Below are 25,780 nucleotides of genomic sequence, written 5' to 3'. Positions count from 1 at the left end.
CCCCGCCGTCGCCGGCGGGGCCTTTCTGTTATCGGACGAGCCTAGGGCTTAGTCGCGACGACGACGACCGCGATCGCCACCGCGATCACCGCCGCCTTCGCGCTTGGGACGGCCGCCGGTGTCTTCCGACAGGGGCTCTTCGCCGCGCTCGGCGCGCTCGGCGTTGATCTTGTCGGTCAGGTCTTCACCCGTGGTCTGATCGACAACCTTCATCGACAGCTTGGTCTTGCCGCGATCATCGAAGCCCAGGAACTTGACCTTGACCTCTTGGCCTTCCGACAGGACGTCGGCCGGGTTGGCGACGCGTTCCAGGGCGATCTGGGACACGTGGACCAGGCCGTCCTTGGCGCCGAAGAAGTTCACGAAGGCGCCGAAGTCGACGACTTTGACGACCTTGCCGGAGTAGATGGTTCCGACTTCCGGTTCCGAGGCGATGGACTGGATCCAGGCCTTGGCGGCGTCGATCTTTTCCTGGTCGTTGGCGGCGACCTTGATGGTGCCGTCGTCGCCGATGTCGATCTTGGCGCCGGTCTTTTCGACGATCTCGCGGATGACCTTGCCGCCCGAACCGATCACTTCACGGATCTTGTCGACCGCGATCTTGATGGTTTCGATCTTCGGCGCATGCTCGCCCAGTTCAGCGCGCGGCGCATCCATGGCCTTGGACATCTCGTTCAGGATGTGGAGGCGACCGGCCGAGGCCTGGGTCAGGGCCTGTTTCATGATCTCCTTGGTGATGCCGGCGACCTTGATGTCCATCTGAAGGCTGGTGATACCTTCCGAGGTGCCGGCGACCTTGAAGTCCATGTCGCCCAGGTGGTCTTCGTCACCCAGGATGTCCGACAGGATGGCGAACTCGCCCGACGGCTCCAGGATCAGGCCCATGGCGATGCCCGAGACCGGACGGATCAGCGGCACGCCGGCGTCCATCAGGGCCAGCGACGAACCGCAGACCGTGGCCATCGAGGACGAGCCGTTCGACTCGGTGATCTCGGAGACCAGGCGGATGGTGTAGGGGAAGTCTTCCTTCGACGGCAGCATGGGACGGATCGCACGCCAGGCCAGCTTGCCGTGACCGATTTCGCGACGGCCGGGCGAACCCATGCGGCCCGCTTCACCCACCGAATAGGGGGGGAAGTTGTAGTGCAGCAGGAAGCTTTCCTTGTAGGTGCCCTGCAGGCTGTCGATGTACTGCTCGTCCTCGCCGGTGCCCAGGGTGGCGACGACCAGGGCCTGGGTTTCCCCACGCGTGAACAGGGCCGAACCGTGGGTGCGCGGCAGGACGCCGACTTCCGATACGATGGCGCGGACCTTGTCGAGGGCGCGGCCGTCGACGCGGTGGGCGTTCTCGATGATGTCGCGACGCAGGACGTCGGCTTCGCATTCCTTGAAGGCGGCCGAGAACTTGGAGCTGTCGACGCCCTCGGGGTTCTCGTCGGTCTTCACCAGGGCGGCGGCGGCGGTCTTCTTGGCCGCATCGACGCCCGAGCGACGCTCGTACTTGCCGGGGTGGGTGTAGGCGGACTTGATGTCCTCGCCGACCAGCTTCTTGATCGAGGCGACGACGTCGGAGTGGTCTTCGGCCTGGAAGTCGAAGGGCTCCTTGGCGGCGTGTTCGGCCAGATCGATGATGGCGTCGATCACCGGCTGCATGCCGGCGTGGGCGAACATCAGCGCCTCGAGCATCTTCTCTTCCGACAGCTCCTTGGCTTCGGATTCGACCATCATCAGGGCGTCTTGCGTACCGGCGACCACCAGGTCCAGGTCAGAGGCCGGGATCTGGTCGACGGTCGGGTTCAGAACCAGCTCGCCGTCGATCAGGCCGACGCGCGCGGCGCCGATGGGGCCCATGAAGGGCACGCCCGAGATGGTCAGGGCGGCCGAGGCGGCGACCATGCCCAGGACGTCCGGATCGTTTTCCATGTCGTGCTGCAGCACGGTGATGACGACCTGGGTCTCGTTCTTGAAGCCCTTGACGAACAGCGGGCGGATCGGACGGTCGATCAGGCGGGAAACCAGGGTTTCCTTCTCGCTGGGACGGCCTTCACGCTTGAAATAGCCGCCCGGGATCTTGCCGGCGGCGAAGGTCTTTTCCTGGTAGTTGACGGTCAGGGGGAAGAAATCCAGACCGGGCTTGGGCGAACGGCCATAGACGACGGTGGCCAGAACCACGGTCTCGCCGTAGGTCGCCAGCACGGCGCCGTCGGCCTGGCGGGCGATGCGGCCCGTTTCCAGGGTCAGCGGGCGTCCGGCCCACTCGATCGTCTTGCGTTTGATATCGAACATATTTCGTCTTTCGTATCCCGGACGGCGTATTCCGTGCGGGGTCCCATCATTGGGGGCGGATGCGTCGGCGTTCAGTCCTTCGATCCAGAGGTCGCCGCGCCATCGCGGTCGACCGGGAGAGGACCGGCATGGCCCTCGCAACTGCGCCGTAAGTCCTGCGGCGCACAGGTCGTCTCTAGTCGCACAACGAGGCGCGGACGTGACCGCCCGCGCCTCGAAAGCGTATTCTACACTGATCCGACGCCTTAGCGGCGCAGGCCCAGCTTGGTGATGAGCGCCTGGTAGCGAGCGGCGTCGACCTTGACCAGGTGGTCCAGCAGACGGCGACGTTGCGACACCATCTTCAGAAGGCCACGACGCGAGTGGTTGTCCTTCTTGTGGGTCTTGAAGTGTTCGGTCAGGTTGGAGATGCGTTCCGACAGGATCGCGACCTGAACCTCGGCCGAGCCGGTGTCGCCAGCGGTGCGGGCGTTATCGGCGATGATCTCGTGCTTGCGTTCAGCAGTAACCGACATCGTAAGTCTCCCTTGGTGGCCTACCGCGCTTTCGCGCTACTTGAGGCCGGGTTGGAGTCCCCTGATCAGGCGATCAGGAAAGATTGAAAACGCGGTCGGGTTCTAACCGGCCGGCCCGCAACTGACAGAGTGCGACGAGGGTCTGGCCCTGAAAGGCTGAAACCGTTCGCGAACCGCCGGAAAGGCGATCCTTGAGGGTTTCCACCTGACGGGGGAGCAGAACGATCGGGCGTCCCTGCCGAAGCGAGAAGGCGTCCTGATCCGTCACGGCCAGCTCCGGGATGTCGTCCAGGGCGGTCGCAACGGGAAGCAAGCCTTCCGAGGCGGCGCCCCTATGCACCAAATCCTCGAGAAAATCCAGCGTCACGGCGTTTTCGGTATGAAACGGTCCCACCCGCTCGCGCCGCAGGGCCGAAACATGCCCCTCTGCGCCCAGGACGGTCGCCAGATCGCGCGCCAGCGACCGGACATAGACGCCCTTGCCGGTGCGGATGGTCAGTTCGACATGATCGGCGTCCGGCGCGTCCGTGACTTCGGCCGAATAGATGGTGACGCGGCGCGCCTGAAGCTCGAACTCCACCCCGTCGCGCGCCAGGTCATAGGCGCGGGCGCCGTCCACCTTGATGGCCGAGAAACGGGGCGGGGTCTGGTCGATCTCACCGACGAAGGCGGGCAGGGCGGCCTTCACCGCCTCGACCGAGGGGCGAACGTCGGAGCGGCCGATGATCTCGCCCTCGCGGTCCACGCTGTCGGTCGAGACGCCCCAGTTGACGGTGAAGCGATAGACCTTCTGCGCCTCCATCATCATCGGCACGGTCTTGGTCGCCTCGCCCAGCGCAATGGGCAGGATGCCGCTGGCCAGCGGATCCAGCGTCCCGGCGTGACCGGCCTTCTGCGCGTTGAACAGGCGGCGGATGCGGCTGACCGCCTCGGTCGATCCCATCTCGAACGGCTTGTCCAGGCAGACCCAGCCGTCAACGACGTCGCCCTTCTTCTTGCGGGCCACTACGGCTGCTCCGGCGGGAATGTGAGAAAGAACTCATTACGGGGGAGCATTACTTTTCCCGAGGAATCGGAGACCCCTCCGTAAAAGCGGACCACAACGGTTTCTATGCCGTCCTCGGAACGATTCCCGAAGACAAAGGCATTCTGAAACACGGCGTCGGGCTCCCCTATGCAACCCGGATCACCGTCGGTAGCGGCAATCTCGAGCATATAACCTCTGCCATATTCAGCCTGCAGAAAATGCGGTTGAACAACAGCGCCCGATAGCACCCCACATGAGCTTGTAAGTTCAAAGCCACGGCCGTCTATTCTCAACGCCGCACCAGACGTGGTGGACCATAGCCCGTCGGTCTCCAATGGGTTCCAGCTTGGATACGTCCACCGGGTTAAGGGCGACAGAGCAAAGCCGTGCTCCGGTTGGATAGCCAAGGCCGTCTCGACACCGACAACGAGAGGAACGGTGATCGGCAAAAGAAGCGGATTTCCCTCTTTCAGGCCGCCACAGCTTGCCAAGGCGATGGCCGACAAGGCGGCGCCAATGGCGCGCGTAGCCATCTTACTCTTCCTCGTCGCGGCGTTCCAGGTCGGCGCGGACGCGGGGGTCTTCGAACAGCCGGTCGATATGGCTGGCGGCGTCGAAGCTTTCGTCGTGGCGGAAGCGCAGGTCGGGGGTGAATTTCATGTCCAGCCGACGGCCCAGCTGGCCGCGCAGGAATTTGGCGTGGACGTTCAGCGCCTTGATGATCTCGCTCTCATGGCCCGTGGTCGGGGCGGCCTCGACGCCGGCGCCCAGGGGTTCGACGAAACAGGTGGCGTGTTTCAGGTCCGGCGACAGGCGGACCTCGGTCACGGTGACGGAGACCCCGACCAGGGCCTCGTCGTGGATGTCCTCCTCGCGCAGGATGTCGACCAGGGCGTGACGGATCAGCTCGCCGGCGCGCAGCTGGCGCTGGCTGGGACCGGCCGGGCCGGAGGAATTGCGGGTATGCTGTTTGTGGGCCATCGGCCGCTCCTTCTTGTTCGCCCGCCGGGGCTCGGACCCGGCCGGATAAGCGAAAGTCGGGCGGTCTAGGCGTGTGGAGCCGCCCTGTCCAGTTCCGCCGCTCTGACGGCCCGCATCACCTCACTCGAAAACACCGACCGCGCCGGGCGGATCGCCACCCCGCCGGCGTTCAGCACTCCGGCCGTCCAGTGGTTGCACAGGTGCAGGATCGAGAAGGTTTCGCGGCCGGCGAAGAAGCGTGCGTCGTCGCCGGGACGGGCGGCGGCGACACGCGGGGCGCCGCTCGACAGGTCCAGCGAGGCCTCGATCTGCCCCGCCATCCGGTCGAAGGCGGCGGGGGACAGGCGCAGGGCGGCGCGGCGGTCTGCGGCGTAGCGGTCGCGCGGATCCTGGCGCTCCGGGTCCAGCATGAGGACCGAAGGGTTGCCCGGCCGGAAGAAGGCGCGGGCCCCGTCGGGCAGCCGGTCCGAGATCGGACTTTGATCGACGTAGAAGGTCGCGTCGCCCCAGCCGATCAGGATCCAGTCGCCCGGCGCCAGGGCCGCAACGGCCTGTCCCAGCGGCCCGCCGCGTCGTTCAAGCGCCGCCCGGGGCACGGCCAGATCGGTGTGGAAACCGTTGTCGAGCAGATAGACGGTGACGGGCGCGCCGACAGCCGGCGGAATTGACGCGCCAGGGCGGGTCCAGGACAGCAGGGCGGCGATTACGCCGATCAGAACCGCCAGGGGCAGGGCCCAACGCATCGCCGTCTCTCCGAACGCCTATTCAGCCGCGAGGATAAGCGATCAAGCGTGACAGGCGCTAGGAGTCCGTGTCCGCGAAAGGCGACACCGGCGCGGTCTGCCATTCGCCGCGCCACTCGTAGCTCAGGGTTACGCAGTGGCGATAGGCCCCGTCGCTCCAGCGACCAACGGCCTGCATTGTCAGGGGCCTGGGCGCGCGGATGCGGCTCATCACCAGCCAGACTTCGTCCGCGCCGGGGCATAGGGCGCGAGCCAGTCCGCGTCCGTCGCCGGTCTGTTCGATGGTGTAGAGGTCGATCTCGTTCGACCCTTTCGGCAGGACCCGCCGCACCGCATCCGGCCCGCCGCGCGTGAAATCGGCCGAGCCGCGCGCGGTGGTCGAGAACAGCCGCTCGACACTGATCGCCCCGAACAGGCCGCGGCGGACTTGAAGCGTGATCCCCTTGGTCAGGGCCTGGGTGATCCGGTCCGTGGCGTTATAGGAGAAATAGCGGGTGTCGGCGTGCGCGGGCGCAGCCGCCGACACGGTCAGCAGGGCGACGAGAATGGGGGCGAGGGACGAGCGCATGTCTCTTCCTTTCCCAACCATTGCGGCGACTTTAGGCCTCGCCCCGATCAGTGTTCCCCCAGGCAGCGCAGGGCGACTTCGAGGTTGCGCAGCCCGTCTTCCCCCGTCACCGCCGGTGTTTCGCCGGTGTGGATGGCGCGGGCGAAGGCTTCCAGCTCCTTCTTCAGCGGCTCGGCCGGCCAGGAGTTCAGCATCCGGGTGGAGTAGGAGCCGTCGGGCTGCTGGCCGAAATATTCGGTGACCTGGCGGGTGATCAGGTCGGCCACGATGAACTTGGTCTTGGTGGCGACCTGCAGGGTGCGGGTCTTGTAGGGCGTGACCCAGTTGGTGGTGATGTGGGCGATGACCCCATTGTCGAGCCGGAATTGCAGCAGGGCCGTATCCTCGCGTTCGGCGCGGGTGCGGGCCAGTTGCGGCTGGACCTCGACGATCTCGGATCCGGTCAGGTGGCGGATGATGTCGATGTCATGGACCGCCAGGTCGATGACCACGCCCACGTCGCCCATGCGGGGCGGGAAGGGGCCGACGCGGGTGACCTGGATGGAGATGATCTCGTCGTCGGCCACGGCGCGCTTGACGGTCTCGACCGCCGGATTGAACCGCTCGACCTGGCCGACCATCAGGACGCGGTCATTGGCCTTGGCGGCGTCGATCATCCGCTGGGCGTCGGTGACCGTGGCGGCGATCGGCTTTTCGACCAGGACGTGGACGCCCTTTTCCAGCAGGGCGACGCCGATGTCGGCGTGGAAGCGGTTCGGCGTCGCCACGACGGCGGCGTCCAGGCCGGCGTCGATGAAGGCCTGGGCCGTCGTCACCGGCGTCGCCTCATAGGCGGCGGCGACGCCATCGGCGACGACGCTGTCGGGGTCGAAGACGGTGGTCAGGTCGAACTCGCGCATCTCGGAGGCGACGCGCGCATGGTTGCGGCCCATGACGCCGACGCCGGCGACGCCGAACTTGAGGATGGGGGTGTTGGGCATGATTGCGACCCTTGTATTCTGATCGACCCGTCATCCTCGCCCTTGTGGCGAGGATCCATATTCCCGGTGTGTCCGGAGCGACGGGTCGAAGGTCTGAGTTTATGGACCCTAGGCACAAGGCCCAGGATGACGAAGGAAAAAGCGCTCGGCCCTAAGCCGTGTACGACGCGACGGCGGCGATGATCTTGTCCTGGGTCGCCTCGTCCAGGTCGGCGTGCATGGGCAGGCTGAAGACCACATCCTTCAGGCGTGCCGTCACCGGCAGGCCGCCGGCTCCACGCGGGAAATGTTCATAGGCCGGCTGCAGGTGCAGCGGGATCGGATAATAGACGGCGGTCGGCACATCATGGGCCTTCAGATGGGCGATCAGGCCGTCGCGGTCGGCATGTTCGACCGTATATTGCGCCCAGTTGGAGATATTGCCCGTCGGCACGTCGGGAACCTTGGCGACATGGGGGCGCAGGCCTTCATTGTAGCGGGCGGCGATGCGGTTGCGCCATTCGATCTCCTGACCGAAGACCTTCAGTTTCTCGATCAGGACGGCCGCCTGGATCGTGTCCAGACGGCTGTTCAGGCCGATCCGCATGTTCAGATATTTGGGGTCGTGATCGAAGGTGCGGTCCTTCAGGTCCACCGCCACGGCCTTGCCGTGCACGCGAACGGAATCGATCAGCTGGGCCAGTTCGTCGTCATTGGTCAGCACCGCCCCGCCGTCGCCGTAGCAACCGAGGGGTTTGGCCGGGAAGAAGCTGGTCGTGGTGATGTCGGCCCACTTCAGCGGATGTTCGCCGCCGATGGTGCAGCCGAAGCCCTGGGCCGAATCCGCGATCAGCTTCAGGCCGTGCTTGTCACAGATGGCCTTGATGGCCGGATAGTCGGCCGGCTGGCCGAACAGATCGACGGCGATGACCACGCGCGGGGTCAGACGGCCCTCGGCCTTGATCCCTTCGATGGCGCGCTCCAGCGCGGCCGGGTCCATATTGTAGGTGTCGGCGTCCACATCGACGAAGACCGGCTCGGCGTCGAACCACGGCACGACCTCTGCGGTGGCGGCGAAGGTGAAGCTGGGCACGAAGACCGCATCGCCGCGCCCGATCCCCCAGGCCATCAACGGCAGGGCCAGGGCGTCCGTACCGTTGGCGCAGCCCAGGGCGTGCTTGGCCTGACCGAAGGCGGCGAGGTCGGATTCGAACTGGCGGACCTGCGGCCCCATGACCCAGGCGCCGCCGACGACGGCGTCCTGAACGGCGGCCTCGATCTTGCCGGCGAGACGAAGGCGCTGGGCCTGAAGGTCGATGAAGGGGATCATGAGGGGGCGCTCTCCATGGCGAGGCGGGGGCGGCGATCGGGCCGCGAGGCTGGCCGCCCTCCTAGCAAGATCGGGCGCAAGGGCCAAACGGGGCGCCGTCACTTCGCGTTGCCCATTGCAACCGTCGCCGCTTGGCGCCGGACGGGATGCACCTTATGCCGACGCCATGACGACGCTTGCAGACGCAAAAGCCCGGGTATCGACCTGGCTGTTCGATCAGGCCCTTCCGCTATGGGGCGCGCGTGGGGTGGACGCTGACGGGCGATTTTTCGAACAGTTGAACTTCGACGGCAGGCCTGTGACGGGCCTGCGTCGCCGCACGCGGGTGCAGGCGCGCCAGATCTATGTCTTCTGCGAAGCTGCGGATCTGGGCTGGGAGGCCGGTCGGGCGATTGCGCAGGCGGGCCTGGACGGCATGATCGCCACCTGCCGCCGTGACGATGGTCTGTGGGTCGCCGCCGCAGATGACGCAGGTCTGGTGGTAGATGAAACGCCCGATCTCTACGACCTGGCCTTTGTCCTGTTCGCATTGGCGGCGGCGCACCGGGTGCTGGGCGACGAACGCGCCCGGCCGCTGGCGCTGCAGACCGTGGCGGCGATCAATGCGCAGATGAGGGCGCCCCACGGCGGTTGGCAGGAGGCCCTGCCGCCCCGCCTGCCGCGCCGCCAGAACCCCCATATGCACCTGCTCGAGGCCATGCTGGCCTGGCAGGCGACGGCGCCTGATCCCGCCTTCGAGGCGGCGGCGCGGGCAGCGCTGGATCTGTGCCGAACCCGCTTCCTCGTCGACGGCGCCATTCGCGAATATTTCACCGAGGACTGGGCCCCCGATCCGCAGACCGGCCATGTCGTGGAGCCTGGCCATCTCGAAGAGTGGGCCTGGCTGCTGCGCCAGGCCAAGATCGCCGGTCTCGATTCCGCCGAGGCTGCCGAAGCCCTGCACCGCCGCGCCGTCGCCCAAGGGCTGAAGGCCGGCGCCATGATCCGCGAGGTCGATACGCAAGGCGCGCCGATCGACGCCGGGCGTCGCCTGTGGTGCCAGACCGAGGCGATCCGTTCCGCCCTGGTGTTCGGCGACCCCGAAGCCATCGACCTGATCGCCGCGACCTTCGACACCCATCTGGCCACGGCTGTCCCCGGCCTTTGGGTCGATTCCTATGACGCCGACGGCGTCTCACAGGACAAGGCCGTGCCCGCTTCGAGCCTCTACCACCTGATGACCGCCTTCACCGAACTGCTGAGACAAGACGTATGACCGGCCTACCCGCCGTCTTCCTGGACCGCGACGGAGTTCTGATCGAGGATTCCGGCTATCCCCACCTGCCCGAACACCTGAAGCTGATCCCCGGTGTCGGCGCGGCGGTGCGGCGGTTGAATCTGTTGGGTTATCTGACGGTGATCGTCACCAATCAGTCGGGCGTGGCGCGCGGCATGTTCGGCGAGGATCAGATGAACGCTTTCAACGGCCTGCTGGTCAAACGGCTCGCGCAGGAAGGGGCGGTGATCAATGCGGTCTACGCCTGCCCCTTCCATCCAGAGGCTCAGGACGAACGCTATCGCCATCCCGATCATCCGGATCGAAAACCCAATCCCGGCATGCTGCTGCGCGCCATCACGGATCACGGCATCGACCCGGCCAAGTCGTTCATGATCGGCGACCAGCCGCGCGACATAGAGGCGGCGAAACGGGCCGGGGTGTCGGGGTTTCTGTTTCAGGGCGGCAATCTGGATGTCTTCGTGCGTGAGCTGATCGGCGCCTGACGCCATCGCAATTCCTCGCGCGGTGAATTACTCTGATCCTTCTTGGTTGAAGGAGCGCCCCGTGAACCCCGTCGCCGCCTATGCCGAACGTCGTTGGAAATCATCGGACGGCTTGGACCTGTTCGCCCGCGACTATGCGCCGGGGCCCGGCGTTGCACGGCCCCCGATCATCGCCATCCATGGCCTGACCCGTAACAGCGCCGACTTCGGCGCGCTGGCGCCCCTCCTGGCCCAGAGCGGACGGCGCGTACTGGCGGTCGATGTGCGTGGGCGCGGCCTGTCGGATCGCGCGCCCGATCCAATGACCTATAGGCCCGACGTCTATGCGGCCGACGTGCTGGCGCTGATGGAGCAGGCCGCCATCGACCGGGCCGTCTTTGTCGGCACCTCGATGGGGGGGCTGATCACCATGGCTCTGACGGCGCTGAAGCCCCAAGCGGTGGTCGCCGCCATCCTGAACGACATTGGGCCCGAGGTTGCGCCGGAGGGTCTGGCGCGCATCGCCGCCTATAGCGGTCAACCGGTCGAGATCGGCTCCTGGGCCGACGCGGCGGCCTATGCGAAACGGATCAACGCCGTCGCCTTCCCCCATTATTCGGAGGCGGACTGGGACGCCTTCGCCCGCCGCATCTTCCGCCAGCAACCGGACGGCGAGATCGGGCTGGACTATGATCCCGATATTTCCGTGCCGATCCGGGCGGCGGGGGCCAAGGCCCTGGTTCCCAACCTGTGGCCCATGTTCCGGCGGCTTGCGAAGACCAAGCCCACTCTGCTGGTGCGCGGGGGCGCGTCCGACCTGTTGAGCGCCGTCATTGCGGACAAGATGCGCAAGGCCGCCCCGGCCATGGCCTATGTCGAGGTTCCCGACGTCGGCCACGCCCCCATGCTGGACGAGCCTGAGGCGAAGGCCGGAATCTTCGAGTTCCTCGCGGAGATCGGCTAGTCCTTGGTCGGATCGATCTGGCTCGCGTCCCCGTAGGTCAAGGCGAGGAAGACGTCTTCCAGGTCCGGGTCCTCGGTGGTGATGTCGGCGATGATGATTCCGGCCTTGCGGACGGCGGCGATGACCTGTTCGACCGACGACTGCCCCTTCTTGTAGGCCACGGCGAAGGCGCCGTTCGGGCGGGCGGTGACGACGAAGCCAGGCAGGGCGGGCGCCGTGTCCAGCGGGACATCAGGCGTGACCACGACATTGCGGCTGTCCAGTCGGCGCAGCAGCTGCTGCGTCGGCTCGCAGGCCACCACCTGGCCCCGGTTGACGATGGCGATGGTGTCGCAGAGCTCCTGCGCCTCTTCCAGATAGTGGGTGGTCAGGACGATGGTCACGCCCTCTGCATTGATCTGGCGGACGTAGGCCCACAGCTGACGACGCAGTTCGACGTCCACGCCTGCCGTCGGCTCGTCCAGGATCAGGATGGGCGGATTGTGAACCAGGGCCTTGGCCACCATCAGGCGGCGTTTCATGCCGCCGGACAGGGCGCGGACATAGGCGTTGGCCTTGTCCGACAGGCCTAGGGCCGCCAGCAGCTCGTCGGAGCGACGTTCGTTCTTGGGCACGCCGTAGAAGCCGGCCTGAACCTCCAGCGACTCGCGCGGGGTGAAGAAGACGTCGGCGACGATCTCCTGCGGCACCACGCCCAGGGCGGCGGCGGCGTCGCGCGGCTCCTTGTCGATGTCGCGGCCCCAGATGGTCACAGTGCCTTCCGATTTTTTCACCACCCCGGCCAGGATGTTGATCAGGGTCGATTTTCCGGCGCCGTTGGGGCCCAGCAGCCCGAACACCGAACCGCGCGGAATGACCAGATCGACCCCGCGCAGGGCCGTCTTGGGCGCGGCCTTCTTGGAGCCCGCATAGGTCTTCTTCAGCCCATGCACCTCGATGGCGTTGTCAGGCAGGATCGTCGCATCGGTCATTTGGGGCGCTTTGGTCGAGACATCGGGTCGTGCGGCGGTTTGACGCCGCTGGACGGGCCGCATAGGTATGCGCCCGACGCCTCCTCGCCAAGTCCACGAGTTGAACAATGCCGCCCCGCCATCCCGACGCGATCATTCCTCCGCCCGAACAGGTCATTGTCTCGACCAAGCGCGTCGCCTGCGACGGCGGCGGCGGGGCCCTGGGCCATCCGCTGGTCTATATGGACATGGGCGAGGACGACTTTATCGAATGCGGCTATTGCGACCGCCGCTTCGTCCTGTCGGCCCATCCGCATGACGAGAGCGAATATCTGAGCCCCGCCGCCCGCGCGCCTGAGGCTCACTGAACGTTCGTCACGTCAGTTGAGTCGTGGTTTCGCCATAGCGTGGCTATAGAGGACGCTGGACGACGCCCTCCCCGGACGGAGACACACGCTTGCGCTACCTGCACACCATGGTCCGCGTTCAGGACCTTGACGCCTCTCTGCATTTCTACTGCGATCTGCTGGGTCTCCAGGAGGTGCGCCGCACCGAGAATGAGGCTGGGCGGTTCACCCTGGTCTTCCTGGCAGCGCCCAAGAACCTGGAGCAGTCGGCGGCGGAACGTTGCCCTGAGGTCGAGCTGACCTTCAACTGGGATCCGGAAGCCTATCAGGGCGGACGCAATTTCGGGCATCTCGCCTATAAGGTCGATGACATCTACGCGGCGTGCCAGAGGCTGATGGACGGCGGGGTGGTGATTAATCGGCCCCCGCGCGACGGCAATATGGCCTTCGTCCGGTCGCCGGACGGCATTTCGATCGAGTTGCTTCAGGAAGGCGAGCCGCTGGCGCCGGCCGAGCCTTGGGCTTCCATGCCTAATACAGGAACCTGGTGATGCGTCTCCCGGCTCTGCGGACGGCGGCCATTCTGGCCATGAGTTTGCTGGCTGCGGCCTGCGCCTCGACCACTGAGAGCAACACGGGCCGCACCGCGACCGAACAGCTGCTGCTGGCCCGCGCCTCGGACAAGGCGGTCGAGGGTCTGTCCCTGCCTCTGCCGACGGCGTCGTCGATCTTCGTCGATGACTCCTATTTCCAGGGCGACGGCACCCGCTACGCCGTCAGCGCCATCCGTTCGGCCCTGTCCGACGCCGGCTATCGGCTGGCCCGCAACAAGGAGGAATCCGACGCCGTGTTCGAGATTCGCGCCGGCGCCCTGTCGCTGGAGCAGATGCGACGGGTCTTCGGCAGTCCGGAAATGCGGATTCCGATCAACGACTCGTTGAACGTCGTCTCGCTGCCGGAACTGTCGGTCTACAGCAATCGCGACCGGGTGGGCGTGGCCGAGTTTTCCGGTTTCCTGTACGAGGCCAAGACCGGCGCGCCTCTGGGCGCGGTCCTGCCGATGATTGGCGAGTATAGGATCCGCAGCCATAAGATGCTGATGATTGTCAGTTGGGGGCAGCAACAGGCGCAGCCGGGCCGGCGCGACCCGGGATCCAGCTGGACCGAATTCTGACGGCTGACGCAGCGGCTCAGGCCGCCTATGTTCCGGCCATGACCGACGCCGCCGTTTCCGACACCGCCCCCGAACAGGATCGCCCCCTCACCCAGGACGGCCCCGCCCTGCGGCTGTGGATGATCGACGCCTCAGCCTACATCTTCCGCGCCTACCACGCCCTGCCGCCGCTGACCCGCAAGTCGGATGGCCTGCCGGTGGGCGCGGTCCAGGGCTACTGCAACATGTTGTGGAAGCTGCTGAAGGACATGAAGGGCGCTGACGGCCCCACCCACCTGGTCGCCATCTTCGACCATTCGGACAAGACGTTCCGCAACACCCTGTACGACCAATACAAGGCCCATCGTCCGCCGGCGCCCGAGGACCTGGTCCCGCAGTTCCCGCTGGTGCGCGAGGCCACGGCGGCCTTCGGCGTCCACTGCGTCGAACTGGCCGGCTATGAGGCCGACGACCTGATCGCCACCTATGCCTGCAAGGCGCGCGACGCCGGGGGCGAGGCGGTGATCGTCAGTTCCGACAAGGACCTGATGCAGCTGATCGGCGGCGGCGTCGTCATGTGGGATCCGATGAAGGATCGGCGTCTGGCCGAGCCCGAGGTCTTCGAAAAGTTCGGCGTCGGTCCCGAGAAGATGGTCGATCTCCAGGCCCTGATCGGCGACAGCGTCGACAATGTGCCCGGCGCCCCAGGCATAGGCCCCAAGACGGCGGCCCAGTTGCTGGACGAATACGGCGATCTGGACACCCTGCTGGCCCGGGCCGGCGAGATCAAACAACCCAAACGCCGCGAGACCCTGATCAATTTCGCCGACCAGATCCGCCTGTCGCGTGAGTTGGTCCGCCTGACCTGCGACGCCCCGGCGCCGGAGTTGATCGAGGATTTCGCCGTCCGCGATCCCGATCCCGAGGCTCTGTCGGCCTTTCTGGACAAGATGGAGTTCCGCTCGCTGCAGCGCCGGGTCGGCGACGGCAAGGCAGGGCCCAGCGAAACCTCCGCCTTTGCGCCCAAGCGCGTCCCGAACCTGAGCGCGCCCGTCGCCACGCCTCGCTACGGGCAGGTGGTGGAAGGTCCAGCCGAGGCTCAGAGCTTCGACCTCGAGGCCTACGAGTGCGTCCAGACCGAAGAGGCGCTGGATCGCTGGATTGCGCGGGCAACCGAAGCGGGCGTGGTGGGTTTCGATACAGAAACCTCGTCGCTGTCGGCGACGCATGCGGGGCTGTGCGGGGTGTCGCTGGCGGTGGGGCCGAACGAGGCCTGCTACATCCCGCTGACGCATGAGCATGAGCCGCAGGCGGGCGAGGGGGGGCTGTTCGGGGAGCCGGGCGAGGCGCGGGAGCCGCTTCAGCAGCTGGACAAGGCGACGGCTTTGGCCAAGCTGAAGGGGGTGCTTGAAGACCCTAGTGTCTTGAAAATCTTGCAGAATTCAAAGTATGATCTTGCCGTTATGGCGCGACGGGGGATCCGGGTCGCCCCCTATGACGACACCATGCTGATCTCCTATGTGCTCGAGGGCGGGCTCCACGGGCACGGGATGGACGAGCTGGCGCGGTTGCATCTGGGGCACGACCCCGTCCCGTTCAAGAGCGTGGCCGGAACGGGCAAGAGCCAGAAGTCGTTCAAACACGTCGCCCTGAAACCCGCCACCCAGTACGCCGCCGAGGACGCCGACGTCACCCTGCGCCTGTGGCGCCTCCTCAAGCCCCGGCTGGCGCGCGAGGGCCTGTCCACCGTCTATGAGACCCTGGAACGCCCCCTGCCCGCCGTCCTGGCCGAGATGGAGACCGCCGGCGTCCGCGTCGACCCCGCCCGCCTCAAACGCCTGTCCAGCGAGTTCGGCCTGCGCATGGCCGAGCTGGAGGCCCAGGCCCACGAGATCGCCGGCCGCCCCTTCAACATCGCCTCCCCCCGCCAGATCGGCGAAATCCTGTTCGGCGAGCTGAACCTGCCCGGCGGCAAGAAGACCGCCTCCGGCCAATGGGGCACCGACGCCAGCGTGCTGGAAGACTTGGCCGCCACCCACGCCCTGCCCCGCGTCCTTCTGGACTGGCGCCAGCTGTCCAAGCTGAAGGGCACCTATACCGACGCCCTGACCGCCGCCGCCGACCCCGCCACCGACCGCGTCCACACCAGCTATCAGCTGGCCGCCGCCACCACCGGCCGCCTGGCCAGTTCGGATCCGAACCTCCAAAATATCCCGATCCGCTCGGAGACGGGCCGCGAAATCCGCCAGGCCTTCATCGCCGCCCCCGGCCATCTGCTGATCAGCGCCGACTACAGCCAGATCGAACTGCGCCTGCTGGCCCATATCGGCGACATCCCCGAGCTGAAACGCGCCTTCAAGGCCGGGCTCGACATCCACGCCGCCACCGCCAGCGAGATGTTCGGCGTCCCCGTCGAGGGCATGCCCTCCGAGACCCGCCGCCGCGCCAAGGCCATCAATTTCGGCATCGTCTACGGCATCAGCGCCTTCGGCTTGGCCGCCCAGCTGGGCATCGATCAGGGCGAGGCCGGCGCCTATATCAAGACCTATTTCGACCGCTTCCCCGGCATCCGAACCTATATGGACAAGACCAAGGCCGAGGTCCGCCAGGCCGGCTTCGTCTCCACCGTCTTCGGCCGCCGCATCCACATCCCCGCCATCCACTCGAAATCGGGCGCCGAACGCCAGTTCGGCGAGCGCGCCGCCATCAACGCCCCGATCCAGGGCGCCGCCGCCGACATCATCCGTCGCGCCATGATCCGCATGCCCACAGCCCTGGCCGAGGCCGGGCTGACCACCCGCATGCTGCTGCAGGTCCACGACGAACTGGTCTTCGAAACCCCCGAGGCCGAGGCCGACCGCGCCATCACCGTCATCAAGCGGGTGATGGAAAACGCCTCAGATCCGGCGGTGGCCCTGACCGTGCCGCTGGTGGTGGAGGCGCGGGCGGCGGCGAACTGGGATGCGGCGCATTGAGGGGGTGAGTGACGAGTGACGAGTGACGAGTGTTAGTGAGCAAGGGGTGAGCGGATGCGGCCGATAAGGCCCGTCCTTGCCCCCAATCCCGTCATCCTCGCCCCCTAAAACCGTCATCCTCGCCCTTGTGGCGAGGATCCATACGCCCGGTGTGCTGTCGTCGATACCGGGAGTCTGGATCCTGGGGGCAAGCCCCAGGATGACGAAAGTGGGGGTGAGCGGGTGCGGCCGCGCAGGCGCCAAATCCTAGGCGACACGCAGAGGCTCTCGGTCTACGCGAACCGCTATTGACTTCAAGTTGCTATTTTGTTCTCATTCGGCATGGCCGAAGTCGAGACCACTCAGCCGCATAGGCAGTCGTTCGAATCCATCCGTCGCGAAGACGACGGGGCCGAATACTGGCTGGCGCGGGAACTGGCCCCCGTCCTCGGTTATCAGGACTACCGAAACTTCCTGGCGGTGGTCGAGAAGGCCCGCACCTCGGCTGGATCGGCCGGCTTCGATGCTGCGGATCATTTCGGTGACGTCACCACAATGATCGACTTGGCGAAGGGCGCCCGACGCCAGATCGCCGACATCCGCCTATCCCGCTACGCCTGCTACCTGATCGTCCAAAATGGCGACCCCTCCAAGCCGGTCATCGCCGCCGGCCAGACCTATTTCGCCGTCCAGACCCGCCGCCAGGAAATTCAGGACGACCCCGCCTTCGGCGCCCTGTCCGAGGACGACCGCCGCCTGATGCTGCGCCGGGAGATGGCCCACCATAACACCGCCCTGGCCTCGGCCGCCGGCCAGGCGGGCGTCGTCACCGGCCTGGACTATGCGGTGTTTCAGGACCACGGCTATCGCGGCCTGTACGGCGGCCGCTCGATGCGCGACATCCACACGCACAAGGGTCTGAAGAAGAGCCAGAAAATCCTCGACCACATGGGCTCGACCGAACTGGCCGCCAACCTGTTCCGCGCTACCCAGACCGAGGACAAGCTGAAACGCGACGGCGCCCGCACCAAGGCCCAGGCCAACGACATCCACCGCGCGGTCGGCCGAAAAGTCCGCGCCACCATCGGCGAACTGGGCGGCGTCATGCCCGAACACCTGCCCACCCCCGACGCCAGCATCCAACAGCTGGAACGCCGCAAGGCCAAGACGCTGAAAGACGACTCAACCGAGGACTGACGCGCGGCGAACCCGCCGCAGGGGTTTGACCGGAGGCTCGGCGGTTGGGGGGGGGCGCATTCTATAGAACCGTCATCCTCGCCCTTAAAACCGTCATCCTCGGGCTTGTCCCGAGGATCCATAAGCCCGGTGCGTCCGCAGGGTGCGCCGTCGTTGAGACCGGGAGTATGGATCCTCGGGACAAGCCCGAGGATGACGAAAGGGGGCGGTGGGGCCTAGCCGTCAAATTCCTCGTAGCGGACCGGCGCGTCGTCGAACGGGTGGAAGTGGAACAGTTCTTCCCGCCCGTTGTAGGTCACCATGTAGTTCCTCAAGAATGAGCGGCCCAGCAGAACGCGGGAGCTGGGGCGCGCCATGGGCAGGGCGTAGATCTCGACCCATTCCTTGAAGCCGAGGTCCGCGATGGTCATTTCGGCCATGTAGACGCTGGCCATCACCTGACTGCCGTCCGCGACCTGCATGGGCTTTCGGTTGATGGCGACCAGCCCCAGCCGCGTGGCGACACGGCCGTCGAGGCAGATGACGGATGCGCCGGTGTCGATCAGGCCTTCGAGGCTCTCGGTCGGCGTGCCTGGGCCGGACCCGTGCAGAGTGATCTCGATCTGTGGGCCGCTGACCCAGATCTCGGCGGCCACCTAGTGGCTGATTTCAACAAAGGGCGCCGTCTCCACCCGTTCGTCGGTATGCCGGATCAGCACCTGCTCCCCGCTGTGATGCGCAATGGCGTAGCGGGCGGCCAGGGAGAATTCTTTGAAGGTCTTGATCAGTTTTTCGTGGACCACCAGCGCCCACACCGACCCATACTGAGCCCGGATGGCCGGAAGCAGGGTTTCGTAGGCGTGGATTTCCCGGTCGAGGCTGTCGTGCATCCTGAGATCCTCGCTGAGGGGGCCAGAACGAATCATAACACGGGCAGACTCGCGCCCAAAAAGATAAGGACGCCCTAACCAGCGGGCGGCGAACCCGCCGCAGGGATTTGACCCGAGGCTCAACGGTTGAGGGCGGGGTAGCCTATAAGATCGTCATCCTCGCCCCCTAAAACCGTCATCCTCGCCCTTGTGGCGAGGATCCATACGCCCGGTGTGTCCGCAGCGGACTCCACCGTCTATACCGGGAGTCTGGGGCCTGGGGACAGGCTTAGGATGGCGGCTGAGGAGGGAGCGGAAGGGAAGACGCGCGAATCCCTATTGACCAGAAGTTGCTATTTTGTTCTCATGCGGCATGGCCGAAATCGAGCACACACAGCCGCATAGGCAGTCGTTCGAATCCATCCGTCGCGAAGACGACGGGGCGGAATACTGGCTGGCGCGGGAACTGGCCCCCGTCCTTGGTTATCAGGACTACCGAAACTTCCTGGCGGTGGTGGAGAAAGCCCGCACCTCGGCTGGATCGGCCGGCTTCGATGCTGCGGATCATTTCGGTGACGTCACCACAATGATCGACTTGGCGAATGGCGCCCGGCGCCAGATCGCCGACATCCGCCTATCCCGCTACGCCAGCATCCAGCAGCTGGAACGCCGCAAGGCCAAGACGCTGAAAGACGACTCAGCCGACGACTGACGCGCGGCGAACTTCGGCTACTTGATCGTTTCCCATTACTGGAGGAGACCCTTCTAGGCTGCCCAGCGGAGGCGATAAGGCGATCCCGTTAGCCCATGAAAAGCACCGCTGCGAGGAAAGCTACGCCCGCATATATCAGAGCATAGCTGGATGAGAAGAAACGACCCTTGCCATCCACTCTGCCTGCATTGCTCCACGACGCGGGGTAGATCGGGCTATCCATCAGGCCAAGCGCGCCTGGGTCAAAAAAGCCTAGCGCTCGCTCAATGGTGGCTGCAACCCGCTGCTGCCCAGCAAAGCCCTTTTGGAGGTCGGCCAAGTACCAAAAGCGGAGCACTAACAGAGCGGCTCCGAGGCCAATGATGCTGATCCACCGCTCGCTGTCCGAGAGTTCCGTTTTGCTCTGGATGAGCCAGCCGCCAGCGGCGGCAAGCAGCCCCAGCACCCACAAGCCGATGCTCTGTACACGTTCGCGGATAGTGCGCATCGCCTGATAACGCTCTACGAGGGCCGCTAGGAGAACCGCGACCTTCTGTTCGTCGTTCAACGTCATCGCCTTGCTGCGAACCTTCTGTAGCCGGGCCGACTCGGGTTCCTCCGCGGCATCGGGACGCCGGTGACCTGGACCGGCACGCGGCGGAAGCCAAGCACCGCACCGAGCGCGGATACGATCACCACGTCCATGTGGTGCGTACCTTGGTACGCCGAATGCTCGGTCGCAGAAGTCCCCTGACCCGCGACGTGTCCGAGGTCGTTGGTGAGTTCGGCCTCTTCTCCCTCGTTCCGCACGAACCAACGCACCTGCGCTCCGGCGGGAAGTTGTTGGGCATTAGTGAGAGTAAAGGTGATTGTGCAGTCCTTCGGGATCGGGCCAATGCGATTGGTGCCAGCAAACACCGCCGGCGAGTCTTTCGGACGTGCCTGAACCTCTACCTGCGGATCAAGAGCCACCGGGACCAGCGCATTCCCCACAGAAGCTGCGACGGGGGCAGGGAAGAAGGCGTCGAACGCTTCCGTCCAGACCAAGGCGGTTTGCTGTTCGGTATGCGCCGCCAAAGCCGCATCTGCGATTTGGATCAGCCGCTGGAGGCCTTCAAGGAAGGCAGCATGATCGCTTGGCGAGAGCCGGTTCAAGTTTTCAGCCGGATTAACCGGATTGGGCACTGCGGCCTGCCAAGAGAGGCGCTGGAGGATCATATCTGCGAGATTGCGCAGGCCCAGATCATCCGTTGCAACCTGATCGGCTCGAAGTGGCACATACGCTTGGGCCGCAAGAACGGTGAGAAGCACCGAAGCCGGCCGCTGCTGGAGCTTCAGGGCCGCCCACATCTTTAAGTATCGGATCAGCCGCCGGACCTGTGCAGTGTCCTCTTCGGCAAACTGGTTCTGGAACCACACCCATAGCTGCTTCGGATCGCTGACTTCCCACCCAAAAGTTTCAGTTGCGAGGTCCCGAGCATCGCGGTCCGGGTCGAGATGGTAGGTCGGTACATCAATGTGGAAGTCCCCGGAGAACCGAATGCGGCTACACCGCTCTTTGGCCGGCTCTACAACTTCCTTCACGTCCGCTTGGGCTTCGTCAGCGTATCGGCGAAGGGAGCGCTGCACCCGATCCTTGAGGTCGCCGGGGTCCTCTCCGGTCGCGTCGGGCCCGCCCACCCAGTTGAAGTAAATGCCGAGATCGATGTCGAATTCGTCTCCCTTGCGCGCCGGTCTGATTTGCGTGCCGAACTTGTAGGAGCCTTGGAGCCAGGACGAGATTCGGTATCCGGTCGCCTCGCCGAGGTCGTCGACTAGATAATCCCGCAGATCCTGCCAGCGTTCCTGCTGCTGCTCGCGCTGCGGCTGCGTAGGGGTGATGCGCCGAAACAGCGTGGAGCGATTGACGTCAGTTGAATAGAAAAGGTGTTGGACCTGCATGGGTGGTTTACCGAGATGCCCGTAGCTGCCCTCGCAAGTGCACACGAATGTAGAAGCGAGACTTCGATCATTGAGCTCTAGCAAGTAGCAGAAAGCGTTGCCGGAATATATCCTCGGGACAAGCCCGAGGATGACGACAGGGGGAGGACGGCGGTGGGTCGGGGCGGCGCTTTTCGACGCGGTCGGTCCTTGTGGCGGGGGCGCCGGAAGGATGGGAATTGCGGGCGCTGGACGGGCGGAAAGCGCGCAATTCTGAAAGAGAATCCTTCTGAAATCAGGTGGTTGAAATCCGGGATGGGCGATTTGCGCGCCTGAGGTGCGGGTGGGGTTAGGCTTTTCCGCATGGGGAAGCATTTCAACAGTCGGATGGATGACGCGGCCTGGCGGGTCTGGTTCGGGCGGTGGCATGGGGGCGAGGCGGCGAAGGCGTTGCGGGCCGAGGCGGGGGTGTCGCCCGACACCTGGGGGGCGAACGCCAAACGGCTGGGGATGCGGATCGGCGACCTGCCGGCCGATCATCCGGCGCGGCGGTCGATCCCGGTCCTCGAGCGGCCGGACGACTGGCGGCATCCCAACAGCAAGCTGACGGCGGGACAATGGCGCGAGGTCTTCGCCCTGGTGGACCGGGGGGCGACCTATAGGGATATCGAGGCGCGGTTTCCGGTCCGGGCCTCGAACGTGGCGAGCATGGCGGGGAAGCTGGGCCTTCAGAAGCGGCAGAGGGCGCTGGCCGAGGGCGAACCTCTCCTGGGGAACGGGTCGCCTGATCCGGAGGGGGCGACCTGGGGCGTGACCGTCGATCCCGCCGATCCCGAGGGGACGCGGGCCGCCTTCTGGCGATTGATCCAGCGGGCGGCCGGGGAGGGTCGGTTCGCCGTGATGGGACGGATCCTGATGGCGAAAGAACAGGTCGAGCGCGTGTTCGACCGGGAGCGGGTGAGGGCGGGCGCTGTTCCTGGGGGCTACCGCCCTGCGGGCTACTTGAGCCCCCAGACCCCCACTATGCCTGGGGGCTACCGCCCTTCGGGCTCCATGAGCCCCCAGACCCCCACTATGCCTGGGGGCTATCGCCCTTCGGGCTCCATGAGCCCCCAGACCCCCGGTTTGCTCGAAGGCGGCGACGAGGGCGGTCAGGGCGCTGGGGGGCTGGTGTTGCGGCCGGCGCAGAAGCCGCCGGAGGGGGCGTGGACGACCTGGTTGTTTCTGGGCGGGCGGGGGGCGGGCAAGACTCTGGCGGGGGCGTCTTGGATCGCGGACATGGCCGAGCGGCTGGGGCCGGGCGGGCGGCTGGCGCTGATCGGGCCGACCTTGCACGATGTGCGCGAGGTGATGATCGCCGGGCCGTCGGGGGTGATGAGCCTGCCGCGCTGGACGGATGTCGGATTGGACGGGGCGGTGGAGTGGCGGGGGCCGGAGTATCAGCCGTCGCGGCGGCGGCTGGTGTTTCCGGGCGGGGCCGAGGCCTTCGTCTTCTCGGCCGAAGACCCCGACAGCCTGCGCGGCCCCCAGTTCGCCGCCGCCTGGGCCGACGAATTCTGCGCCTGGCGCAACGGCGGGGAGACGCTGGCTCTGCTGCGGATGGGGCTGCGCCTAAGACTGATGGCGGCCGATCCAGACTCCCCAGCCGTTGATCCGAACTCGGCGTCGGACGGGGGCGTGGGGGCTAAAGTAGCGAGGCTCCGCGAGCCGAGCGATAGCCCCCGGCTCGTTGTTACGACGACGCCGCGCCCGACAAGGGCGCTCAAGGCGCTCCGCGCCGAGGAATTATGTGCGCTCACCCATGCGACGACGCGGGACAATGGGGATCATCTGGCGCCGGGGTTTCTGGAGGGGCTGGAGCGGCTGTACGGCGGGACGCGGCGGGCGGCGCAGGAGCTGGAGGGCCAGGTGGTCGAGCCCGAGGGCGGGCTGTTCACCGCCGAGATGATGGCGGCGGCGCGGGGGGAGGCGCCGGTCTCTGCCAATGGCTTGGGGGACGGGCGGCCGGTCTATGAGCGGGTGGTGGTGGGGCTGGACCCCACCTGTTCGCGCGGCGGGGACGCCTGCGGCATCGTGGCGGTGGGGCGGCGCGGGGAGACGGCCTGGGTGCTGGCCGACCGCTCGATGCGGGGGCTGTCGCCGCAGAAATGGGCCGAGCGGGCCATGGAGACGGCGCGGCTGTTCGGCGCCCGCACCATCGTCGGCGAGGTCAACCAGGGCGGGGACATGGTCGAGGCGGTGCTGAAGGCGGCCGGGTGCGGCGAGGGGGACGGCGTCGGCTTTACCGCCGTGCGGGCCTCGCGCGGCAAGGCGGCCCGGGCCGAGCCGGTGGCGGCCCTGTATGAACAGGGGCGGGTGCGGCATGCGGGCGCGTTCGCGGCGCTGGAGGAGGAGCTGATGGCTCTGGGCGGCGAGGAGGCCGAGAGCGGGGGTGCGGAGGCGGGGCATTGGGACCGGGCCGACGCCCTGGTCTGGGCCGTTACCGACCTGATGCTGGACGGCCGGGGCGAGGGGCCGCGGGTGCGGGCGCTCTAGGCCGCCATCACCGCGATGTCGTCGGGGCTTTCGCCGCGGCCCAGGAGGCCGGTCTCGAAGTCCATGAAGATGTCCATCAGCTCCTCGACGCCGGGGGGATGGGCGGCAGGGCGGAAGCGGAAGCGCCAGTAGCTGACGATATGCTGCACGGCGCCCAGCTGGTCGCCCAGCTTGGCGAACATGGACGGGGCGTCCAGCAGGAAGTCGCGGAAGGCGGTGGGGCGGCCTTCTTGCGTCAGGCGGGCGTAGGCGTCGTCATAGACCCGCAGGGTGCGGCTGACCTCGTCGCAGGTGCGGATGATGCGGCCGCGCAGGACGGCGCGGCTGCGGTCCAGATGCTCGCGGGCGGGGCGGTCGATCTTGCCGATCGGCTTGATGGTGCGCACGGCCTCGGCCACGGCGGCGACCTCGCCCAGCAGGGTGGACAGGGTCCATTTGTAGTAGAGGAAGCCCTTCCAGCAGAAGACCCCCTCCTGATACTGCTCCGGCGCCAGGCGCAGGGTCAGGCGCAGGGCCTCCAGCTGGTCGCCGGGGCTGTTGGACAGGATCTTGGCCGCCATCCGCGCCGCCGAGTCCGAGGCCACGGCGATGGTGTCGTTCCCCAGGCTGAGGCTGACCAGGGGCTCGATCTCGGCGTGGACGAAGCTCTGCATCCGCGCCAGATCGCCGTCGCTGATGGAGAAATAGCAGGGCGCCGGGTCCAGACCGCCGCGCCGCAGCTGCTCGCGCAGCAGGAAGGGATCCAGCGACGGCAGCCGGTCGATCAGGCGCAGGGTCTCGAGATCCGGATGGCCGGCGGCGAGGCCGAAGGCCTCGGCCATCATCCGCTCGAAGCCGATCTGATTGACGAAGACATAGCGGCCGCCGGTCTTCAGATCCTCGTCGTCGATGGGGATGACCATCTTGGTGGCGACCTGGCGGCGGCCGGAGAAGAGATCGACCTCGTTGCGCCGCAGCCGGTGCTTGATGATCAGGCTGCGGTTCAGGGCGGAGGTGCGGAAGATCGGGCGGGCGGACCACTCGGGATTGCGCACGGCGCCGTCGATACGGCACTCGCCATGCTCTTCCCACACGCGCAGCAGGTTCAGCACCCGGGCGGTGGAAGCCGAGCTTCTGAGATGCTCCAGGTTGCGGACGACGCGATCAGTCATGGCGACATAGTGCCGCGTCAATGGTGACCAATGGCTTAGCTTTGCGCAGAAACGGCGAATTTTGCGCGACCCTCGGCACGGACGAGCCTAGACTGGGGCCATGCAGATGTTCGACATCCTGGTCATCGCCGCCATTCTCGCCGTCACGGTGACGCTGGGTCTGGGCCTCTATTCGCTGTTCCGAGGCGGAGACTACGCCCTGAGCCATTCCAACAAGCTGATGCGGTGGCGGGTCGGGCTTCAGGCCGTGGCCGTGCTGATCCTGGTCGGTGGCATGGTGTGGAAGGCGACGCAAGGGGCCTGAGCATGGTGACGCTGAACAAGATTTACACCCGCACCGGCGACGAGGGTCAGACCCGGCTGGCCTCGGGCGCGCCGGTGTCCAAGACCGATCCCCGGGTCGAGGCTTACGGCGCGGTGGACGAACTGAATGCGGTGCTGGGCGTGGCGCGGCTGAACAGCGGCCAGAACGACCGGATCGACGCCATGCTGGCCCGGATCCAGAACGAGCTGTTCGACCTGGGCGCCGATCTGGCCACCCCGCTGGACCCGCCCCCGGCCTGGGAGGCGCTGCGGATTCTCGACAGCCAGGTCGAGCGGCTGGAGCAGGAAATCGACTGGATGAACGAAAGCCTGAAGCCGCTGGACAGTTTCATCCTGCCCGGCGGCTCGCCCCTGTCGGCCCATTTGCACGTGGCGCGCACCGTGTGCCGCCGGGCCGAGCGCGAGGCGGTGCGGCTGGTTGAAGCGGGAGAAGCGGTCAACGGCGCGGCGGTGCGGTATCTGAACCGGCTGTCGGACCATTTGTTCGTCGCGGGGCGTCGGGCGAATGCGAACGGGGCCAATGACGTGAAGTGGAAGCCGGGGGCGACGCGGTAGGGGCCGCACGGTTCATACAGGACGAAAGAAGAGAGGGCGGCG

General features: G+C 66.4%; 27 protein-coding genes. 12 read left to right on the top strand and 15 right to left on the bottom strand.

Going from position 1 to position 25,780, the window contains the following annotated elements; genetic code table 11:
* Positions 1-48 precede the first annotated feature (48 nt).
* The 9 genes from pnp to ACW177_RS01075 form a co-directional block, all read right to left on the bottom strand.
* Entirely contained in the window at positions 49-2,286 is a 2,238-nt protein-coding gene (gene pnp / locus ACW177_RS01115) for a polyribonucleotide nucleotidyltransferase (RefSeq protein ID WP_492026836.1), read from the bottom strand.
* Positions 2,287-2,531: 245 nt separating this feature from the next.
* Entirely contained in the window at positions 2,532-2,801 is a 270-nt protein-coding gene (gene rpsO, locus ACW177_RS01110) for a 30S ribosomal protein S15 (protein WP_492026835.1), read from the bottom strand.
* A gap of 73 nt (positions 2,802-2,874) precedes the next feature.
* Positions 2,875-3,807 (bottom strand): tRNA pseudouridine(55) synthase TruB, encoded by a 933-nt coding sequence (gene truB, locus ACW177_RS01105; RefSeq protein WP_492026834.1) that lies wholly within the window; start codon positions 3,805-3,807, stop codon positions 2,875-2,877.
* Positions 3,807-4,361, bottom strand: coding sequence for a hypothetical protein (locus tag ACW177_RS01100; protein ID WP_492026833.1), 555 nt, complete (start codon positions 4,359-4,361; stop codon positions 3,807-3,809). The genes truB and ACW177_RS01100 overlap by 1 nt, the downstream gene beginning before the upstream one ends.
* Before the next feature lies 1 nt (position 4,362).
* Positions 4,363-4,809: a 30S ribosome-binding factor RbfA gene (gene rbfA / locus ACW177_RS01095; RefSeq protein ID WP_492026832.1), complete on the bottom strand. Its 447-nt coding sequence runs from the start codon at positions 4,807-4,809 to the stop codon at positions 4,363-4,365.
* Between the two features lie 65 nt (positions 4,810-4,874).
* Entirely contained in the window at positions 4,875-5,552 is a 678-nt protein-coding gene (locus ACW177_RS01090; RefSeq protein WP_492026831.1) for a DUF2459 domain-containing protein, read from the bottom strand.
* Between the two features lie 58 nt (positions 5,553-5,610).
* Positions 5,611-6,120, bottom strand: coding sequence for a hypothetical protein (locus ACW177_RS01085; RefSeq protein WP_492026830.1), 510 nt, complete (start codon positions 6,118-6,120; stop codon positions 5,611-5,613).
* Between the two features lie 47 nt (positions 6,121-6,167).
* The gene (locus ACW177_RS01080; RefSeq protein ID WP_492026829.1) at positions 6,168-7,100 is read right to left on the bottom strand and encodes a Gfo/Idh/MocA family protein; all 933 of its coding nucleotides are present in this window, start codon (positions 7,098-7,100) and stop codon (positions 6,168-6,170) included.
* A 151-nt stretch (positions 7,101-7,251) separates the two neighbouring features.
* The gene (locus ACW177_RS01075) at positions 7,252-8,409 is read right to left on the bottom strand and encodes a DegT/DnrJ/EryC1/StrS family aminotransferase (protein ID WP_492026828.1); all 1,158 of its coding nucleotides are present in this window, start codon (positions 8,407-8,409) and stop codon (positions 7,252-7,254) included.
* Positions 8,410-8,575: 166 nt separating this feature from the next.
* On the opposite strand from ACW177_RS01075, the gene ACW177_RS01070 reads away from it, so the two are divergent.
* The 3 genes from ACW177_RS01070 to ACW177_RS01060 all read left to right on the top strand — a co-directional run bounded on the left by ACW177_RS01070 (position 8,576) and on the right by ACW177_RS01060 (position 11,113).
* Positions 8,576-9,664 (top strand): AGE family epimerase/isomerase, encoded by a 1,089-nt coding sequence (locus tag ACW177_RS01070; protein WP_492026827.1) that lies wholly within the window; start codon positions 8,576-8,578, stop codon positions 9,662-9,664.
* Positions 9,661-10,170: a D-glycero-alpha-D-manno-heptose-1,7-bisphosphate 7-phosphatase gene (locus ACW177_RS01065; RefSeq protein ID WP_492026826.1), complete on the top strand. Its 510-nt coding sequence runs from the start codon at positions 9,661-9,663 to the stop codon at positions 10,168-10,170. The genes ACW177_RS01070 and ACW177_RS01065 overlap by 4 nt, the downstream gene beginning before the upstream one ends.
* Positions 10,171-10,231: 61 nt before the next feature.
* Positions 10,232-11,113 carry an alpha/beta fold hydrolase gene (locus ACW177_RS01060; RefSeq protein WP_492026825.1) on the top strand — a complete coding sequence of 294 codons (882 nt, stop codon included), beginning with the start codon at positions 10,232-10,234 and terminating at the stop codon, positions 11,111-11,113.
* Here the strand turns inward: ACW177_RS01060 and ACW177_RS01055 are convergent.
* Positions 11,110-12,084, bottom strand: a complete 975-nt coding sequence (locus ACW177_RS01055) for an ABC transporter ATP-binding protein (protein WP_492026824.1) — start codon at positions 12,082-12,084, stop codon at positions 11,110-11,112. The two genes, ACW177_RS01060 and ACW177_RS01055, sit on opposite strands and share 4 nt — an antisense overlap.
* Positions 12,085-12,191: 107 nt before the next feature.
* Between ACW177_RS01055 and ACW177_RS01050 the strand changes: the two genes are divergently transcribed.
* The 5 genes from ACW177_RS01050 to dinD all read left to right on the top strand — a co-directional run bounded on the left by ACW177_RS01050 (position 12,192) and on the right by dinD (position 17,714).
* Positions 12,192-12,431, top strand: coding sequence for a zinc-finger domain-containing protein (locus tag ACW177_RS01050; protein WP_492026823.1), 240 nt, complete (start codon positions 12,192-12,194; stop codon positions 12,429-12,431).
* An 89-nt stretch (positions 12,432-12,520) separates the two neighbouring features.
* On the top strand, positions 12,521-12,961 hold the full coding sequence (locus tag ACW177_RS01045) for a VOC family protein (protein ID WP_492026822.1): 441 nt from the start codon (positions 12,521-12,523) through the stop codon (positions 12,959-12,961).
* Positions 12,961-13,584, top strand: coding sequence for a DUF6655 family protein (locus ACW177_RS01040; protein ID WP_492026821.1), 624 nt, complete (start codon positions 12,961-12,963; stop codon positions 13,582-13,584). Before ACW177_RS01045 ends, ACW177_RS01040 begins: the two co-directional genes overlap by 1 nt.
* Before the next feature lie 38 nt (positions 13,585-13,622).
* Positions 13,623-16,538 carry a DNA polymerase I gene (gene polA / locus ACW177_RS01035; RefSeq protein WP_492026820.1) on the top strand — a complete coding sequence of 972 codons (2,916 nt, stop codon included), beginning with the start codon at positions 13,623-13,625 and terminating at the stop codon, positions 16,536-16,538.
* 321 nt (positions 16,539-16,859) lie between these two features.
* Positions 16,860-17,714 carry a DNA damage-inducible protein D gene (gene dinD / locus ACW177_RS01030; protein WP_492026819.1) on the top strand — a complete coding sequence of 285 codons (855 nt, stop codon included), beginning with the start codon at positions 16,860-16,862 and terminating at the stop codon, positions 17,712-17,714.
* A 215-nt stretch (positions 17,715-17,929) separates the two neighbouring features.
* Here dinD and ACW177_RS01025 read toward each other — a convergent pair whose 3' ends face one another.
* Together ACW177_RS01025 and ACW177_RS01020 are read right to left on the bottom strand one after the other, a co-directional pair.
* Positions 17,930-18,349 (bottom strand): retropepsin-like aspartic protease, encoded by a 420-nt coding sequence (locus tag ACW177_RS01025; protein WP_492026818.1) that lies wholly within the window; start codon positions 18,347-18,349, stop codon positions 17,930-17,932.
* Positions 18,350-18,583, bottom strand: a complete 234-nt coding sequence (locus ACW177_RS01020) for a hypothetical protein (RefSeq protein WP_492026817.1) — start codon at positions 18,581-18,583, stop codon at positions 18,350-18,352.
* A 352-nt stretch (positions 18,584-18,935) separates the two neighbouring features.
* Here ACW177_RS01020 and ACW177_RS01015 point away from each other — a divergent pair, with 352 nt between their 5' ends.
* Positions 18,936-19,274: a hypothetical protein gene (locus tag ACW177_RS01015; RefSeq protein WP_492026816.1), complete on the top strand. Its 339-nt coding sequence runs from the start codon at positions 18,936-18,938 to the stop codon at positions 19,272-19,274.
* Between the two features lie 88 nt (positions 19,275-19,362).
* On the opposite strand, the gene ACW177_RS01010 is transcribed toward ACW177_RS01015, so the two are convergent.
* Together ACW177_RS01010 and ACW177_RS01005 are read right to left on the bottom strand one after the other, a co-directional pair.
* Positions 19,363-19,821 (bottom strand): hypothetical protein, encoded by a 459-nt coding sequence (locus tag ACW177_RS01010; RefSeq protein ID WP_492026815.1) that lies wholly within the window; start codon positions 19,819-19,821, stop codon positions 19,363-19,365.
* Between the two features lie 2 nt (positions 19,822-19,823).
* The gene (locus tag ACW177_RS01005; RefSeq protein ID WP_492026814.1) at positions 19,824-21,194 is read right to left on the bottom strand and encodes a CBASS cGAMP synthase; all 1,371 of its coding nucleotides are present in this window, start codon (positions 21,192-21,194) and stop codon (positions 19,824-19,826) included.
* Between the two features lie 342 nt (positions 21,195-21,536).
* Between ACW177_RS01005 and ACW177_RS01000 the strand changes: the two genes are divergently transcribed.
* The gene (locus tag ACW177_RS01000; RefSeq protein ID WP_492026813.1) at positions 21,537-23,708 is read left to right on the top strand and encodes a phage terminase large subunit family protein; all 2,172 of its coding nucleotides are present in this window, start codon (positions 21,537-21,539) and stop codon (positions 23,706-23,708) included.
* On the opposite strand, the gene ACW177_RS00995 is transcribed toward ACW177_RS01000, so the two are convergent.
* Entirely contained in the window at positions 23,705-24,859 is a 1,155-nt protein-coding gene (locus ACW177_RS00995; RefSeq protein ID WP_492026812.1) for a hypothetical protein, read from the bottom strand. The two genes, ACW177_RS01000 and ACW177_RS00995, sit on opposite strands and share 4 nt — an antisense overlap.
* 100 nt (positions 24,860-24,959) lie before the next feature.
* Here ACW177_RS00995 and ACW177_RS00990 point away from each other — a divergent pair, with 100 nt between their 5' ends.
* Together ACW177_RS00990 and ACW177_RS00985 are read left to right on the top strand one after the other, a co-directional pair.
* Positions 24,960-25,163 (top strand): twin transmembrane helix small protein, encoded by a 204-nt coding sequence (locus tag ACW177_RS00990; RefSeq protein ID WP_287928969.1) that lies wholly within the window; start codon positions 24,960-24,962, stop codon positions 25,161-25,163.
* Positions 25,164-25,165: 2 nt separating this feature from the next.
* Positions 25,166-25,738, top strand: a complete 573-nt coding sequence (locus ACW177_RS00985) for a cob(I)yrinic acid a,c-diamide adenosyltransferase (RefSeq protein WP_492026811.1) — start codon at positions 25,166-25,168, stop codon at positions 25,736-25,738.
* The last annotated feature ends 42 nt before the right edge of the window (positions 25,739-25,780 follow it).

This window comes from Brevundimonas sp. AVps23W (assembly GCF_058681395.1).
This window is presented reverse-complemented; position numbering and strand designations above follow the sequence as displayed.

Bases quoted from the DNA above. Each gene is read 5' to 3' on its own strand.
- ACW177_RS01080 (WP_492026829.1), bottom strand. From the start codon at position 7,100: ATGCCCAACACCCCCATCCTCAAGTTCGGCGTCGCCGGCGTCGGCGTC.
- ACW177_RS01075 (WP_492026828.1), bottom strand. From the start codon at position 8,409: ATGATCCCCTTCATCGACCTTCAGGCCCAGCGCCTTCGTCTCGCCGGC.
- pnp (WP_492026836.1), bottom strand. From the start codon at position 2,286: ATGTTCGATATCAAACGCAAGACGATCGAGTGGGCCGGACGCCCGCTG.
- ACW177_RS00990 (WP_287928969.1), top strand. From the start codon at position 24,960: ATGCAGATGTTCGACATCCTGGTCATCGCCGCCATTCTCGCCGTCACG.
- ACW177_RS01100 (WP_492026833.1), bottom strand. From the start codon at position 4,361: ATGGCTACGCGCGCCATTGGCGCCGCCTTGTCGGCCATCGCCTTGGCA.
- ACW177_RS01065 (WP_492026826.1), top strand. From the start codon at position 9,661: ATGACCGGCCTACCCGCCGTCTTCCTGGACCGCGACGGAGTTCTGATC.
- ACW177_RS01050 (WP_492026823.1), top strand. From the start codon at position 12,192: ATGCCGCCCCGCCATCCCGACGCGATCATTCCTCCGCCCGAACAGGTC.
- ACW177_RS01090 (WP_492026831.1), bottom strand. From the start codon at position 5,552: ATGCGTTGGGCCCTGCCCCTGGCGGTTCTGATCGGCGTAATCGCCGCC.
- rpsO (WP_492026835.1), bottom strand. From the start codon at position 2,801: ATGTCGGTTACTGCTGAACGCAAGCACGAGATCATCGCCGATAACGCC.
- ACW177_RS00985 (WP_492026811.1), top strand. From the start codon at position 25,166: ATGGTGACGCTGAACAAGATTTACACCCGCACCGGCGACGAGGGTCAG.
- ACW177_RS01020 (WP_492026817.1), bottom strand. From the start codon at position 18,583: ATGCACGACAGCCTCGACCGGGAAATCCACGCCTACGAAACCCTGCTT.
- ACW177_RS01040 (WP_492026821.1), top strand. From the start codon at position 12,961: ATGCGTCTCCCGGCTCTGCGGACGGCGGCCATTCTGGCCATGAGTTTG.
- ACW177_RS01015 (WP_492026816.1), top strand. From the start codon at position 18,936: ATGGCCGAAATCGAGCACACACAGCCGCATAGGCAGTCGTTCGAATCC.
- ACW177_RS00995 (WP_492026812.1), bottom strand. From the start codon at position 24,859: ATGACTGATCGCGTCGTCCGCAACCTGGAGCATCTCAGAAGCTCGGCT.
- dinD (WP_492026819.1), top strand. From the start codon at position 16,860: ATGGCCGAAGTCGAGACCACTCAGCCGCATAGGCAGTCGTTCGAATCC.
- ACW177_RS01085 (WP_492026830.1), bottom strand. From the start codon at position 6,120: ATGCGCTCGTCCCTCGCCCCCATTCTCGTCGCCCTGCTGACCGTGTCG.
- ACW177_RS01000 (WP_492026813.1), top strand. From the start codon at position 21,537: ATGGGGAAGCATTTCAACAGTCGGATGGATGACGCGGCCTGGCGGGTC.
- ACW177_RS01055 (WP_492026824.1), bottom strand. From the start codon at position 12,084: ATGACCGATGCGACGATCCTGCCTGACAACGCCATCGAGGTGCATGGG.
- rbfA (WP_492026832.1), bottom strand. From the start codon at position 4,809: ATGGCCCACAAACAGCATACCCGCAATTCCTCCGGCCCGGCCGGTCCC.
- ACW177_RS01070 (WP_492026827.1), top strand. From the start codon at position 8,576: ATGACGACGCTTGCAGACGCAAAAGCCCGGGTATCGACCTGGCTGTTC.
- ACW177_RS01005 (WP_492026814.1), bottom strand. From the start codon at position 21,194: ATGCAGGTCCAACACCTTTTCTATTCAACTGACGTCAATCGCTCCACG.
- polA (WP_492026820.1), top strand. From the start codon at position 13,623: ATGACCGACGCCGCCGTTTCCGACACCGCCCCCGAACAGGATCGCCCC.